The organism is Bauldia litoralis, assembly GCF_900104485.1.
GTDB classification, from domain to species: domain Bacteria; phylum Pseudomonadota; class Alphaproteobacteria; order Rhizobiales; family Kaistiaceae; genus Bauldia; species Bauldia litoralis.
In genome coordinates, this window is record NZ_FMXQ01000002.1 from 401,267 (window position 1) to 413,982 (window position 12,716).

The window sequence follows — 12,716 nt, forward strand, 5'->3', positions numbered from 1 at the left end:
CCGGGGATTTTCAGCCGGCCGACAATCCGCCATTGTGGTCACGGGAGGCAGCCGCCACGCTGTTTGTTCAAGGGCTTCGGTATTAACCGGGGCACATCCAAGGGAGGACTACGAATGTTGAAGTATCTTCTTGCCGGGGGCGTCGCCGCCACGGTGGCTTTCTCGGGCGCCAGCGCCGTTCAGGCGCAGGAGCGTTTCACCTACCTGCTGCACTCGACCCCGACCAACGTCTTCTGGCAGGCGGTCAAGCTCGGCTTCGACTCGGCCTGTGCCCAGATCGATGCCGATTGCCAGATGGTCTTCCTCCAGCAGGACGGCAATTTCCAGGAGCAGCTGAACAACCTCGAAGCCGCGCTGGCCAACAACCCGACCGGCATCATCACCACCTTCGCCGGCGGCAACATCTTCGATGAGGCTCTCGCCCGCGCCGAGGAAGCCGGCATCCCGATCATCGCCAGCAACGTCGATCATCCGGACGGCAAGTATCGCCTCGCCTATGTCGGCCAGAACCTCGAGACGGCCGGCTACGATCTCGCCAAGGCGCTCTCCGAGCAGTTCCCGGCTGAAGGCCCGATCCACGTCCTGATCGGCGTCAATGGCCCCGGCCAAGTGTGGTCCGAGACCCGTGCCCGCGGCATCCAGCGCTATATCGAGGAAATGGCCGCGTCCAATCCGGATCGCGAGATCACCTTCGAGCGCATCGACGCCGGCCTCGATCTGGCCCTCGTCGGCCAGCGCGTCGCAGCCTACGTCCAGTCGACCCCGACCACGGCGTATTTCGACACCGGTTACTGGCATGCCGGCGCCGCTGTCTCGCTGCGCGATCTGGGCAAGGGCCCGGGCGAAGTCCTGCTTGGTGGCTTCGATCTCGTCCCGGCCGTCTTCGACGAGATGAAGAGCGGCTACATCCAGTTGAGCGTCGACCAGCAGCCTTACCTGCAGGGCTACTACCCGGTGCACGAGCTCTACCTGCTCAACAACTACGCCTTCCCGGCCTTCGACGTGGATACCGGCAAGGCGCTGATCACGCCCGACGACGTCGACGCTCTGCTCGAGCTGTCGGCCCAGGGCATCCGCTGATCGCCTGAACAACCACAGCGCCCGGGCTGCCTGAACGGCGGCCCGGGCGGCTTTCTCGGGGGACCAATGCAACCAATCGTCAAGGCGCTCCTGTCGCGCCCGGAGATCAGCGCGCTCGTGATGCTGATCCTCGTGATCATCGGCTTCGCGATCTACGCGCCGAATTTCACGTCCTATGGCAACATCCGCGTCACGCTCTTCGCGTTCCCGGAGCTCGGCATCGTCGTGCTCGGTGTCGGCATCCTGATGATCGCCGGCGAGTTCGACCTCTCGGTCGGTTCGGTCTTTGCGCTTGCGCCCATGATCATGGTGCTCGCCACCGGTCGCTGGGGCTTCGACCCCTATCTCGGCATTGCCGCCGGTCTCGTCGTCGCCCTTGCCGTCGGTTACATCAACGGCTGGATCACGATCACGTTCAGCATCCCGAGCTTCGTCACCACCCTCGGCATGATGTTCATGGTCCGCTCGATCGCCGTCGTGCTGTCCGGCGGCTTCCCCCCGCCTTTCCCCAGCGAACTCAGCACCGGGCTTTTCGTCAGCGACCTCGGGCTGTTCCGGTCCTCGATGATCTGGTTCGTCGCCTTCGCCATCATCCTCGGCGTCATGCTCCACCGCACCAATCTCGGCAACTGGATCTTCGCCACCGGCGGACAGCAGCAGGCGGCGGCGGACATGGGTATCGACACCCGCCGCGTGAAGATCTTCTGCTTCATGCTGTGCAGCTTCCTCGCCGGCTTTGCCGGGATGATCACCACCTTCCGCCTGCGCTCGGCGATTCCCTCGCTCGGCGAAGGCCTCGAACTCCAGGCGATCGCGGCCGCGGTGATCGGCGGCACGGCCCTGACCGGCGGCATCGGCTCGATGATCGGCTTCATTGTCGGCACCGCGCTCATCCGCGTCATCGACAACGGCCTCGTCATGGGCCGGATCGATGCAAGCTGGTTCCGCTTCGCCATCGGCGCGCTGACCATCTTCGCGGTCATTCTCAACATCTGGCTGCGGCGCCGCGCCCAGAAGATGCAATAGGGAGGGCGTCATGGTCGCCGTCATCAAGGAACACGCCTTCCCCCCCGAGCAGTTCGTCAAGCCCAGCGCCAATCCGCTGGTTCGCTGCGAGGGCCTGGTCAAGTGGTACGGCAGCGTCCAGGCGCTGACCGGAGTCGACTTCCACGCCGAGCCCGGTGAGATCGTCGGTCTCGTCGGCGACAACGGCGCCGGCAAGTCGACGCTGATCAAGATCCTCTCCGGCGCCGACACGCCGACCAGCGGCAAGATCTATTTCGCCGGCAAGGAGGTCTCGATCCGCTCGCCGAAAGTGGCGATGGCGCTCGGGATCGAGACCATCTACCAGTACACCGCCATGGTCCCGGCCATGTCGATCGCCCGCAACATGTTCATCGGCCGCGAGCCGCTGACCGGGTTCAAGCTCGGTGGCATCGGCATCATGGACCAGAAGAGCATGGTCGATCACGCCACCAAGTCCCTGACCAATATCGACCTGACCCAGCGCTCGCCCAACACCACGGTGGAGGAGCTTTCCGGCGGCCAGCGCCAGGCCGTCGCCATCGCCCGGGCGATGTATTTCAAGTCGCAGCTGCTGATCCTCGACGAGCCGACCAACCATCTGTCGGTCAAGGAAACCAACAAGGTGCTCGACTACGTGGCCGAGCTGAAGGACCAGGGCATCGGCTCGATCTTCATCAGCCACAACCTCCACCACATCTTCCCGATCGCCGATCGCATCGTCGCCATGGCCCGCGGCGCCAAGATCGCCGACATCCGCAAGTCCGATACGACGATCGAAGCCCTGACCGACCTGATAGTCTGAGGCACGGGGGCCGAAGCCCCCTGCCCCGGTCGATACCAATTGACGGAGAAACGACGTGGACGTGAAAGCAGCCGTAGCCTTCGAAGCCGGAAAGCCGCTGGAGGTGGCGACCGTCCAGCTCGAGGGGCCGAGGGCCTTCGAGGTGCTCGTCGAGGTCAAGGCGACCGGCATCTGCCACACCGACGAATTCACCCTGTCGGGCGCCGATCCCGAGGGCCTTTTCCCGGCGATCCTCGGCCATGAGGGCGCCGGCGTCGTCGTCGAGGTCGGCGAAGGCGTCACCAGCCTGAAGCCCGGCGATCACGTCATCCCGCTCTATACGCCCGAATGCCGCCAGTGCCCGTCCTGCCTGTCGCGCAAGACCAACCTCTGCACGGCGATCCGCGCCACCCAGGGCCAGGGCCTGATGCCCGACGGCTCCTCGCGCTTCTCCCTCGATGGCAAGCCGCTGCACCACTACATGGGCTGCTCGACCTTCGCCAATTACACCGTGTTGCCGGAGATCGCGCTGGCCAAGATCCGGGAAGACGCCCCCTTCGACAAGGTCTGCTACATCGGCTGCGGCGTCACCACCGGCATCGGCGCGGTGATCAACACGGCCAAGGTCGAGATCGGCGCCAAGGCGGTGGTCTTCGGCCTCGGCGGCATCGGCCTCAACGTCATCCAGGGCCTGCGGCTGGCCGGCGCCGACATGATCATCGGCGTCGACATCAACAACGACAAGAAGGAATGGGGCGAACGCTTCGGCATGACCCATTTCGTCAACCCGAAGGAAATCGACGGCGACATCGTCCCCTATATCGTCGACATGACCAAGAAGGGCGCCGACCAGATCGGCGGCGCCGACTACACCTTCGACTGCACCGGCAACGTCACCGTCATGCGCCAGGCGCTGGAATGCAGCCATCGCGGCTGGGGCGTCTCGGTCGTCATCGGCGTCGCGCCCTCCGGGGCCGAGATCGCCACCCGCCCCTTCCAGCTGGTCACCGGCCGGGTGTGGAAGGGAACCGCCTTCGGCGGCGCCCGCGGCCGCACCGACGTGCCGAAGATCGTCGACTGGTACATGGAGGGCAAGATCGAGATCGATCCGATGATCACCCACACCCTGCCGCTCGCCGACATCAACAAGGGCTTCGACCTGATGCATGCCGGCGAGTCGATCCGCAGCGTCGTGGTCTACTGACGCCGGCCCCGCGCCGCCGACACGAACGGGAATTTCAGGAAACAAGCATGACCGATACGACGACGGGCGCCTGGGTCGAGGCCTGCGCGAAGGATGACATCGAGACGGAGGACGTGATCCGCTTCGATCACGGCGGGCGGACCTACGCGATCTATCGCTCGCCGGACGACGAATTCTTCGCCACCGACGGCATCTGCACCCACGAGCATGCGCTCTTGTCCGACGGCCTCGTTCTCGACGAGATCATCGAATGCCCGAAGCATAACGGCCGCTTCGACTACCGCACCGGCCAGGCCAAGGGCGCCCCGGTCTGCGTCGATCTCAAGACCTTCCCGGTCAAGGTCGAAGGCGACAAGGTCTTCATCCAGCTCGGCTGACGCTGCCGTTCTCTCTCCGCGAGCACCGGAAAGTCGCCGCCCCTCAATCCGGGTCGGCGCCCTCTCCCTTGGCCTCGTCGGCGATCTTCGGGCGGAAGTAGCGGCCGATGATCAGCGGCGCCAGGAAGCCGACGATGGCGAAGACCCACAGGCCGATCGCCAGCGGCGAACCCAGCAGGATCGACCAGTCGCCGTCGGAGATGGTCAGCGCCCGGCGCAGGTTCTTCTCCATCTCGTTGCCGAGCAGTACCCCGAGGATGACGGGCACCAGCGGCACGTCGAGCTTGCGCAGCACATAGCCGAGCACCCCGAAGCCGACCATCACCATGAGGTCGAAGGTCGAGCCGGAAATCCCGTAGATGCCGACGAAGGAAATCATCGCCACCGTCGGCATCAGGTAGCGCGGCGGCACCAGCAGCACCCGGACGAACAGGCTGACCATCGGGATGTTGAGCAGGAGCAGCATGACGTTGGCGATGAACAGCGCTGCAATCAGCCCCCAGACCACGTCCGGATTCGACTGGAAGAGCAGCGGCCCCGGCGTGATGTTGAGCGTCAGCAGCATGGCGAGAAGCACCGCCGTCGTGCCGGATCCCGGCACGCCGAGCGCCAGCATCGGGATCAGCGCCCCGCCAGCCGCCGCGTTGTTGCCGGCCTCGGGCGCGGCGACGCCGCGCGGGTCGCCCTTGCCGAAGGTCTTGTCCTTGTCGGAGAGCCGCTTCTCGAAGGTATAGGCGATGAAGGAGCCGAGCGAGGCGCCCGCCCCCGGCAGCACCCCGGCGACGAAGCCGAGGCCGGTGCCGCGCAACATCGTTCCGATCGAGCCCTTGATCATCGACCACGGCGCGGTCACCCGTCCGATCTTCATGTCCGCCGCGCCGGCCTTGCCCTGGCCCTTGTGCTCGAGGAACAGGAAGACTTCCGACAGCGCGAACAGCCCGACGATGGCGACGAGGAAGTCGATGCCGTCATAGAGGTGGACCTCGCCGAAGGTGAAGCGCGGGACGCCGGTCTGGTGGTCGACGCCGATCATCGCGATGCCGAGACCCAGCGCGGCCGCGATCGCAGCCTTGGCCTGGTTGCGGCTGGCGACTCCGCCGAGCGTCGCGAAAGCCAGCGTGAACAGCGCGAAATACTCCGCTGGCCCGAAGAGCAGCGCCACCTTGACCAGTTGAGGGGCAAGGAAGACCAGCCCGATCGTGGCGAAGAAGGCCCCGACGAAGGAGGCGATGCCGGAGAGTGCCAGCGCCTCGCCGGCCTGTCCCTTCTTCGCCATCGGGTAACCGTCGAGCGTCGTCATCAACGCCGGTTCGTCGCCGGGTATGTTGAGCAGGATCGACGAGATCCGCCCACCATACATCGCCCCGTAATAGACGCTGGTCAGAAGAATCAGCGCCGGCGTTGCCGGCAGCCCGAGCGTGAAGGCAAGCGGGATCAGGATCGCCACCCCGTTCGACGGCCCGAGCCCGGGCAGCGCGCCGATGATCGTGCCGAGGAAGCAGCCGAGCAGCGCCAGCCCGATATTCTGGACGGTCAGCGCGACCGCGAAACCGTCGAGCAGTGAAGAGAGTGCGTCCATCGCTCAGAATCCCCAGGGGCCACGGGCGAGCGACAGGCCCAGCACCAGGTGGAAGATGACGTAGATGCCGACCGCGATGACGATCCCCGCCAGCGCCGCCGCCAGCGGTCGCGAACCGAGCCGCCAGCCGAGCAACGAGGCCGCCACCGCCGTCGACAGGACAAACCCGAATTCCGGCAGAAACAGCGCATAGGCGAGCATCACCGCGACCGCGAAGGCGATCTCGAGGAGCCGCCCGGGCGGCGGCCAGTCCGGCGCCGCGTCGGGCCGGACGATCGCGTAAAGGCCGCCAAGGGCGAGCACCACGCCGATGATGATCGGAAAGGCGCCCGGCCCCAGCGGGTCGACGATGAACCCCGTCTCGATCTGCGTCGCCTGCCAGATGAACAGCGCGGCGAGCAGGATGCAGACGACGCCGAGGACCCGGTCGCTCATCGCCGGGCCTCGCGCGGGAGGCATGGCCCGGTCACTTGATCAGGCCGATTTCCTTCGACAGCGCCTCGGTCTTGGCCACCTGCTCGGCAACGAAGGCCTGGAAGGCATCGCCGGAAAGGTCCAGCGGCATCAGGCCGTTATCGGCCATGATCGCCTTCCATTCGTCGGAGGCATAGACATCGGCGATCGCCCCGGCCCAGAAGGCATAGGCGTCGTCCGACATGCCGCCCGGCGCATAGAAGCCGCGCCAGTTGGCGCCCACCGCGTCGATGCCCTGCTCGCGCGCCGTCGGAAACTTGTCGAACTCGCCGGGAAGCCGGTCCGGCGCCAGCACCGCCAGCACCTTGATGTCGCCGGAATCGACGAAGCCCTTGGCCTCGGAGATATCGCCGGAGAAGGCCTGGACGTGGCCGCCCATCAACTGGGTCACCGCCTCGCCACCACCCTCGAAGGCGACATACTTGATCGTGCGGACGTCATCGATGCCCGCGGCGTTGGCGGCGATCAGCACCTTCAGGTGGTCCCAACCGCCGACCGCCGAACCGCCGGCGACCGAGACCGACGACGGATCGCTCTTGATCTTGTCCATCAGGTCGGTGAGCGAGTTGATGTCGGAGTCCCCGGCGACGGCGATCACGCCATAGTCGGCGCCGACGGTCCCGAGCCAGCGCACCTGGTCCATGGTGTTGCCGGGGAAGGCCCCCTGCGCCAGGCGGGTCGAGGTTGCCGACGACGCGGCGACGATCAGGTCGTTGTCGTCGTTGCGCTTGTTGACCACCGCGGCATAGGCGACGCCGCCGCCGCCGCCGGCCATGTTGGTCACCTGCACCGGGTTCGGCACGATCTCCAGGTCATAGAGCGCCTTGCCGACCTGTCGGCAGGTGAAGTCCCAGCCGCCGCCGGCATTGGCCGGCGCGATGCATTCGCTGTTCGTCGGCTCGAAGGCGAGCGCAGCGGTCGAAAAGCCGCCGACCGCAACGGCGAAAACCGCCGCGACGAACACCGGGCGCGCGTCGAATTGGATCATGGTCTTCCTCCCGTTTTTTCTTGGTCTCGCGCCCCGGAGGAGCACGGGCCATGACGGGATTAAGGCACCAAGCTACCCGAGTGTCGAATCCCCGCCACAACCAGCGACCGGCCGGGCGTCCCACACCGGGAAAAAATTAACCACTCGCGCCACATCCTCGCTCATCGGTTCACGTGATTCGGGGGCATTGGGGGTGGCATGGGTGTAGTGGTTGCGTTCAGGCAGAAGGTTGAAGAGTGCGACGCCGGGGAGGACGACGCGGAGCTCGACCTCTTCACCGCCGTCGATGTTGCCATCCGCGATCTTCGCGAGATCGTCCTGCGCTGGGGAGAGCCAGCCGGAATCGAGCAGGCCGACGCCTGCCGGGAGATGCTGGAACGGGTCTATCGCGCCGCGCTCTGAGAGGCCCGACCGAATGAATTCCATTGCTCAAGAGCCGCGCCGGGCAACCGACGCGGCTTTTTTCTTCGGCCGGGTCGCGGTGACATCGGGACCTCGGCGACCACCGCATGCTCTACGACCCGACGACGGGTGTCCTCCGCTACGACGAGGATAGCAGCGGCGCGATCGCCCCGATCGTGGTCGCGAAACTCCCCGGTGGCCTGGCCATGACCGCGGCGGAGTTCTTCATCGCCTGCCCGCTCCGCGCTCGACTGGCTTTCGTCGCAATCGACAAGCCGTCGATGTCGCCATCCGAAATCTTCGCCAGCGTTGCCTGCTCCCGTCGCGCCTACCCCCGGTTGACATAAGGCGAAACGCTGTTGCCGAAAAGCCGCGCGAGACACCGTTCGCGGCGTTAATTTCCACGAGAAGGCCTTACCGCGCCGACACTGCTTTGAATCAGACTTGAATCCATCTAGTGTCGACTGACACGCTTCGCTTCCGGGCGGCCGGAATGGTCGATGGGGAACGCCCCGCGCGCCCGACGGCGTTTTAGTCCCGCGACTGGAGAGGTCGCGCTTTTAATGGCCGGCTCCCCGATAGGGAAAGCGGCCGAAACAACGCCGTGGCGTTGTGCCCAGGGAGAAGAAGAATGCTCAACCAATTCAAGCTTAACAACGCCGACGTCGCGTTGTTCTACAACTCGACTTACGTCGATACATCCACCGGCGGCAACGGTGAAGCCTACAACCTGGAGAAGTCGCTTCAGGCCAAGGGCCATGACGTCGATCGCTTCGTCGGGACCGATGCGGCCACATGGGCTTTCCTTACCCAGAACTACGACGTAATTGCCATTCCCGATCTGGAGAAAAAAGCGCTCTCGCTCGATCCAGGATCAATCGTCATTCTCAAGCAGTTCGTCATGAACGGTGGCACTTTGCTCGTCATCGGCGAATACCAGAACAACGGTACCGCTTTCATCAATCAGATTTTCCGGACGTCGCTGAATAACGACAACGATATCGGCAACAGCACGAAGCAAAGCGATGCTTCCGGCACGACGTTCAGTGGCCAGGCCAACACACTGAACGCCAACAACGACACCCAGTCGCTGGATGCGTCCTCGTTGCCGAACCGCGCCGAAAGCTACTACGAGGATTCGGCCGGCGACTCGACCGTCATGTCCTTTCAGGTCGGCAAGGGTCAGGTCACCTATCTGGGCTGGGACTGGTACCAGTCCAACCCGCCACTGCTTGGCGGCCAGGACGGCGGCTGGCAGGGTGTCCTCGACAGCGCCATCAGCGAGACCGACGGCAAGGTCAACGGCAACACGATCAAGGGTACCAAGAGCGACGACAAGGTCACCCTGACCAAGGCGCTGAAGGGCAAGAAGACCACTAACGACGACGATTACATCAAGCTCAAGAAGGGCGACGACAAGGCCAAGGCCGGCGACGGCAACGACATGATCTTCGGCGCAAAAGGCGAGGACAAGTGCATCGGCCAGGACGGCAACGATTGGCTCAACGGCCAGCACGATAACGACATCCTCAAGGGCGGCCTCGGAGCCGACTGCTTCGTCTTCGACACCAAGCTGAGCAAGGCCGGCGTCGATTTCATCAAGGACTTCAAGTTCTTCGAAGGGGACATGATCGTCTTGAGCCAGAAGGTCTTCACCGACCTGCCAATCGGCCAGTTGTCCCAGACCGACTTCAACGACCACATGAACGTCAAGGCCAACGGCTACGTCGAATATAACGGCGACGAATTCTGCCGGGTGAAGCCGGGCGTCGTTTCCTCGGGCGGTCTCCTTGCCCAGGACTTCGTCGTCATCGCCTGACGATCCGGCGCGCTCGCGCGCCAGACCAGACAACTGAAAGCCGCGACGGGCGACCGTCGCGGCTTTTTCTTGTGCGCTACCGCCAGAATTCAGGGCCGCGCGGCGTCGATGATCCGAAGGCTTGGCTGGCTACGCCCCTGCCAATGGTCGGCGGACAGCGAGCCGGCGACGTGCAGCGCCTGCCCACGGGAGTCGAGCAGCGCCCGGCCAAGGTCGGTATCGGCGGCGCGAAACGCCATCGCCTTCAGCGCCGTTCCATCGGGCGATCTCAGCGAGGCGCGGACGTGGCCGTTGCCGACCGTCTCGACATAGCCGACCTGGTGTCCCGGAAAGGCGAAGACCGGCTCCGCATGGCCGGCGCCGAACGGCCCGGCCCGGCCGATCAGGCCGATCATGTCGATCGTCGCCCCGGTCGCCGCCAGCGCCGCGTCGATCGACAGGCTGCCCATCGGCTCCGCACCGCCCGCCTTGGCCGCTTCGGCCGACAGGAAGGCGCGCAGGTCGGCCAGCCGGCCGCGTTCGATGGTCAGGCCGGCCGCCATCGCGTGGCCGCCGCCCTTGACCGCGATCCCCTGCTCCACCGCGCGCCGCACCGCCCGGCCGAGGTCGACCCCGGCGACGGAGCGGCCTGACCCGGCGCCGAGTCCGTTCGGCTGCAGCGCGATCGCCAGCGACGGCCGCTGGAAGCGGTCCTTGAGCCGCGAGGCGATCAGCCCGACCACCCCCGGGTGCCAGCGATCGCTGGCCGTGACCAGCACCGCCGGCCCCGGGCCCGATCCGATCTCGGCCTCCGCCTCGGCGACCGCCTCCTCCAGCATCGCCGTTTCAAGCACCTGGCGTTCGCGGTTCAGCCGGTCGAGTTCGGCGGCGATCGTCGCGCTGGCTTCCGCGTCGTCGGTGGCCAGCAGCCGGGCGCCGAGCGCCGCGTCGCCGATCCGGCCGCCGGCATTGATCCGGGGACCGAGCATGAAGCCGAGGTGATAGGGTGCCGGCGGCCCGCCGAGCCGCGCGACATCCGCCAGCGCCGCCAGGCCCTTGTTCTCCCGCCGCCCCATGGCGAGAAGCCCCTTGGTGACGAAGGCGCGGTTGAGCCCGACCAGGGGCACCACGTCACAGACCGTGCCGAGCGCCACGAGGTCGAGCCATTGCAGGAGGTCCGGCGCGGCGCGTCCGGCGAAGAAGCCGCGCGCCCTGAGCACCCGGTTGACCGCCACCACCGTCAGGAAGGTGACGCCGACCGCCGCCAGGTGGCCAAGCCCCGACAGGTCGTCCTGGCGGTTGGGATTGACCACGGCCTCGGCCGGCGGCAGTTCCGCGCCGACCTGATGATGGTCGAGAACCACCACGCCGAGCCCCAGCCGCCGCGCCTCCGTGAGCGCCTCGAAGGAGGTCGAGCCACAGTCGACGCAGATCACCAGTTTCGCGCCGCCTTCGGCGAGCTTGCCCATCGCCTCGGGGTTGGGGCCGTAGCCCTCGAAGATCCGGTCGGGGATGTAGACGGTCGCGTCGCACCCGGCGGCGCGCAGGAAGCGCAGCATCAGCGCCGACGACGTCGCGCCGTCGACGTCATAGTCGCCGAAGATGGCGATCGCCTCGCCGCCGGTGATCGCATCGGCGATCCGCGCCGCGGCCGCATCCATGTCGGTCAGCAGCGACGGGTCGGGCATCAGGCGCTTCAGCGCGGGATCGAGGAAATCCGGCGCATCGTCGGTGGCGACCCCCCGGCCCGCCAGCACCCGCGCCACGATGTCGGAGATGCCGTGCCGCTGCGCCATCGCCTGGGCGACGCGCGCCGCCTCGCCGTCGAGCCGCTCGGCCCAGCGCCGGCCGGTCAGCGACTGCTCGACGCCGAGAAAGGCGCGCCTGTCCTGTGACGTGTTGAGGGTCTGCAACAAGGTCTCTGTCCGATTCGCCGGGATTGCCGGCGAGTCTAGTCGAATTCGCCGGGCCTCGCGCCGAAGGCGATCAGAGCGCGTCGCCGAACTTCTCGAGGTCCTGGTGCTCGGCCTTGATCCAGCGCACCGTGCCGGAGGACGACCGCATCACCACGGTATGGGTGGTCACCGCCCGCCGGCCGAAGCGCACGCCGGACAACAGGTTGCCGTCGGTCACCCCGGTCGCCGCGAACAGCACGTCGCCGCGCGCCATCTCGCCCATCTCGTATTTGCGGTCGATGTCCTCGACGCCCATGCGGTGGGCGCGCTCGCGCTGTTCGCTGGAGTTGATCACCAGCCGTCCCTGCATCTGGCCGCCGATGCAGCGCAGGGCCGCCGCCGCCAGCACGCCCTCGGGCGCGCCGCCGATGCCGAGATAGATATCGATGCCGGTCTCGTCCGGGCTCGTCGCGTGGATGATCCCGGCCACGTCGCCGTCGCCGATGAGCCGGATCGCGGCCCCGGTCGCCCGCACTTCCTCGACCATCCGCGCGTGGCGCGGGCGGTCGAGCACGCAGGCGGTGATCTCGTTGATCGGCACGCCCTTGGCTTCCGCCAGCGCCTTGATGTTGTCGAGCGGCGAACGGTCGAGATCGACCAGCCCGGCCGGGTAACCCGGCCCGATGGCGATCTTGTCCATGTAGACGTCGGGCGCATTGAGCAGGCTGCCCGCCTCGGCGATAGCGATGACCGCCAGCGAGTTGGGCAGGTTCTTGGCGGCGATCGTCGTGCCTTCCAGCGGATCGAGGGCGATGTCGACGCGCGGCCCGCTCTTGGTGCCGACCTCCTCGCCGATATAGAGCATCGGCGCCTCGTCGCGCTCGCCCTCGCCGATCACCACGGTACCGTGGATTGGCAGCAGGTTGAGTTCGCTGCGCATCGCGTCGACGGCGGCCTGGTCGGCGGCGACCTCGTCGCCCCGCCCGCGCAGCCGTGCGGCAGCGACCGCGGCCCGTTCTGTCACCCGGACAAGTTCCAGTGTCAGGATGCGGTCGAGGGACGGGCCCTTTGGAAAGCGCGTGGTCTCGGTCATCGGATTCGCGCCCTCCCCG

Annotated in this window: 13 protein-coding genes; 8 read left to right on the top strand and 5 right to left on the bottom strand. The window is 66.5% G+C overall.

What is annotated here, in order from left to right:
* The first annotated feature begins 114 nt into the window (after window positions 1-114).
* From BLT60_RS05805 to BLT60_RS05825, 5 genes are all read left to right on the top strand, one after another.
* Entirely contained in the window at window positions 115-1,080 is a 966-nt protein-coding gene (locus BLT60_RS05805; protein WP_090875413.1) for a substrate-binding domain-containing protein, read from the top strand.
* 66 nt (window positions 1,081-1,146) lie between these two features.
* Window positions 1,147-2,106: an ABC transporter permease gene (locus BLT60_RS05810; RefSeq protein ID WP_090875415.1), complete on the top strand. Its 960-nt coding sequence runs from the start codon at window positions 1,147-1,149 to the stop codon at window positions 2,104-2,106.
* Between the two features lie 10 nt (window positions 2,107-2,116).
* Complete coding sequence (locus BLT60_RS05815) at window positions 2,117-2,908, top strand: ATP-binding cassette domain-containing protein (RefSeq protein ID WP_090875417.1); 792 nt, start codon at window positions 2,117-2,119, stop codon at window positions 2,906-2,908.
* A 55-nt stretch (window positions 2,909-2,963) separates the two neighbouring features.
* Window positions 2,964-4,091, top strand: a complete 1,128-nt coding sequence (locus tag BLT60_RS05820; protein ID WP_090875418.1) for an S-(hydroxymethyl)glutathione dehydrogenase/class III alcohol dehydrogenase — start codon at window positions 2,964-2,966, stop codon at window positions 4,089-4,091.
* Between the two features lie 47 nt (window positions 4,092-4,138).
* Window positions 4,139-4,468: a MocE family 2Fe-2S type ferredoxin gene (locus BLT60_RS05825; protein ID WP_090875420.1), complete on the top strand. Its 330-nt coding sequence runs from the start codon at window positions 4,139-4,141 to the stop codon at window positions 4,466-4,468.
* Between the two features lie 43 nt (window positions 4,469-4,511).
* On the opposite strand, the gene BLT60_RS05830 is transcribed toward BLT60_RS05825, so the two are convergent.
* Genes BLT60_RS05830 through BLT60_RS05840 form a run of 3 tightly spaced genes read right to left on the bottom strand, consistent with a single transcriptional unit; the run spans window position 4,512 to window position 7,509 of the window.
* The gene (locus BLT60_RS05830; RefSeq protein WP_090875422.1) at window positions 4,512-6,047 is read right to left on the bottom strand and encodes a tripartite tricarboxylate transporter permease; all 1,536 of its coding nucleotides are present in this window, start codon (window positions 6,045-6,047) and stop codon (window positions 4,512-4,514) included.
* A 3-nt stretch (window positions 6,048-6,050) separates the two neighbouring features.
* Window positions 6,051-6,482, bottom strand: coding sequence for a tripartite tricarboxylate transporter TctB family protein (locus BLT60_RS05835; RefSeq protein WP_090875423.1), 432 nt, complete (start codon window positions 6,480-6,482; stop codon window positions 6,051-6,053).
* Window positions 6,483-6,513: 31 nt separating this feature from the next.
* Window positions 6,514-7,509 carry a Bug family tripartite tricarboxylate transporter substrate binding protein gene (locus BLT60_RS05840; protein ID WP_090875425.1) on the bottom strand — a complete coding sequence of 332 codons (996 nt, stop codon included), beginning with the start codon at window positions 7,507-7,509 and terminating at the stop codon, window positions 6,514-6,516.
* 198 nt (window positions 7,510-7,707) lie between these two features.
* On the opposite strand from BLT60_RS05840, the gene BLT60_RS05845 reads away from it, so the two are divergent.
* The 3 genes from BLT60_RS05845 (at window position 7,708) to BLT60_RS05855 (ending at window position 9,730) form a co-directional block, all read left to right on the top strand.
* On the top strand, window positions 7,708-7,911 hold the full coding sequence (locus BLT60_RS05845; protein WP_090875427.1) for a hypothetical protein: 204 nt from the start codon (window positions 7,708-7,710) through the stop codon (window positions 7,909-7,911).
* A 107-nt stretch (window positions 7,912-8,018) separates the two neighbouring features.
* Window positions 8,019-8,258 carry a hypothetical protein gene (locus tag BLT60_RS05850; RefSeq protein WP_090875429.1) on the top strand — a complete coding sequence of 80 codons (240 nt, stop codon included), beginning with the start codon at window positions 8,019-8,021 and terminating at the stop codon, window positions 8,256-8,258.
* A 284-nt stretch (window positions 8,259-8,542) separates the two neighbouring features.
* Entirely contained in the window at window positions 8,543-9,730 is a 1,188-nt protein-coding gene (locus BLT60_RS05855) for a calcium-binding protein (RefSeq protein WP_090875430.1), read from the top strand.
* A gap of 89 nt (window positions 9,731-9,819) precedes the next feature.
* Here the strand turns inward: BLT60_RS05855 and recJ are convergent, their stop codons facing one another.
* Together recJ and glpX are read right to left on the bottom strand one after the other, a co-directional pair.
* Window positions 9,820-11,625: a single-stranded-DNA-specific exonuclease RecJ gene (recJ, locus tag BLT60_RS05860; protein ID WP_244521159.1), complete on the bottom strand. Its 1,806-nt coding sequence runs from the start codon at window positions 11,623-11,625 to the stop codon at window positions 9,820-9,822.
* 70 nt (window positions 11,626-11,695) lie between these two features.
* Window positions 11,696-12,697 carry a class II fructose-bisphosphatase gene (gene glpX / locus BLT60_RS05865; protein WP_090875756.1) on the bottom strand — a complete coding sequence of 334 codons (1,002 nt, stop codon included), beginning with the start codon at window positions 12,695-12,697 and terminating at the stop codon, window positions 11,696-11,698.
* Between the last annotated feature and the right edge of the window lie 19 nt (window positions 12,698-12,716).

Coding starts and splice junctions, on each gene's coding strand:
- BLT60_RS05815 (WP_090875417.1), top strand. CDS start 2,117: ATGGTCGCCGTCATCAAGGAACACGCCTTCCCCCCCGAGCAGTTCGTC.
- BLT60_RS05855 (WP_090875430.1), top strand. CDS start 8,543: ATGCTCAACCAATTCAAGCTTAACAACGCCGACGTCGCGTTGTTCTAC.
- BLT60_RS05840 (WP_090875425.1), bottom strand. CDS start 7,509: ATGATCCAATTCGACGCGCGCCCGGTGTTCGTCGCGGCGGTTTTCGCC.
- BLT60_RS05845 (WP_090875427.1), top strand. CDS start 7,708: ATGGGTGTAGTGGTTGCGTTCAGGCAGAAGGTTGAAGAGTGCGACGCC.
- BLT60_RS05825 (WP_090875420.1), top strand. CDS start 4,139: ATGACCGATACGACGACGGGCGCCTGGGTCGAGGCCTGCGCGAAGGAT.
- BLT60_RS05850 (WP_090875429.1), top strand. CDS start 8,019: ATGCTCTACGACCCGACGACGGGTGTCCTCCGCTACGACGAGGATAGC.
- BLT60_RS05830 (WP_090875422.1), bottom strand. CDS start 6,047: ATGGACGCACTCTCTTCACTGCTCGACGGTTTCGCGGTCGCGCTGACC.
- BLT60_RS05810 (WP_090875415.1), top strand. CDS start 1,147: ATGCAACCAATCGTCAAGGCGCTCCTGTCGCGCCCGGAGATCAGCGCG.
- glpX (WP_090875756.1), bottom strand. CDS start 12,697: ATGACCGAGACCACGCGCTTTCCAAAGGGCCCGTCCCTCGACCGCATC.
- BLT60_RS05835 (WP_090875423.1), bottom strand. CDS start 6,482: ATGAGCGACCGGGTCCTCGGCGTCGTCTGCATCCTGCTCGCCGCGCTG.
- BLT60_RS05805 (WP_090875413.1), top strand. CDS start 115: ATGTTGAAGTATCTTCTTGCCGGGGGCGTCGCCGCCACGGTGGCTTTC.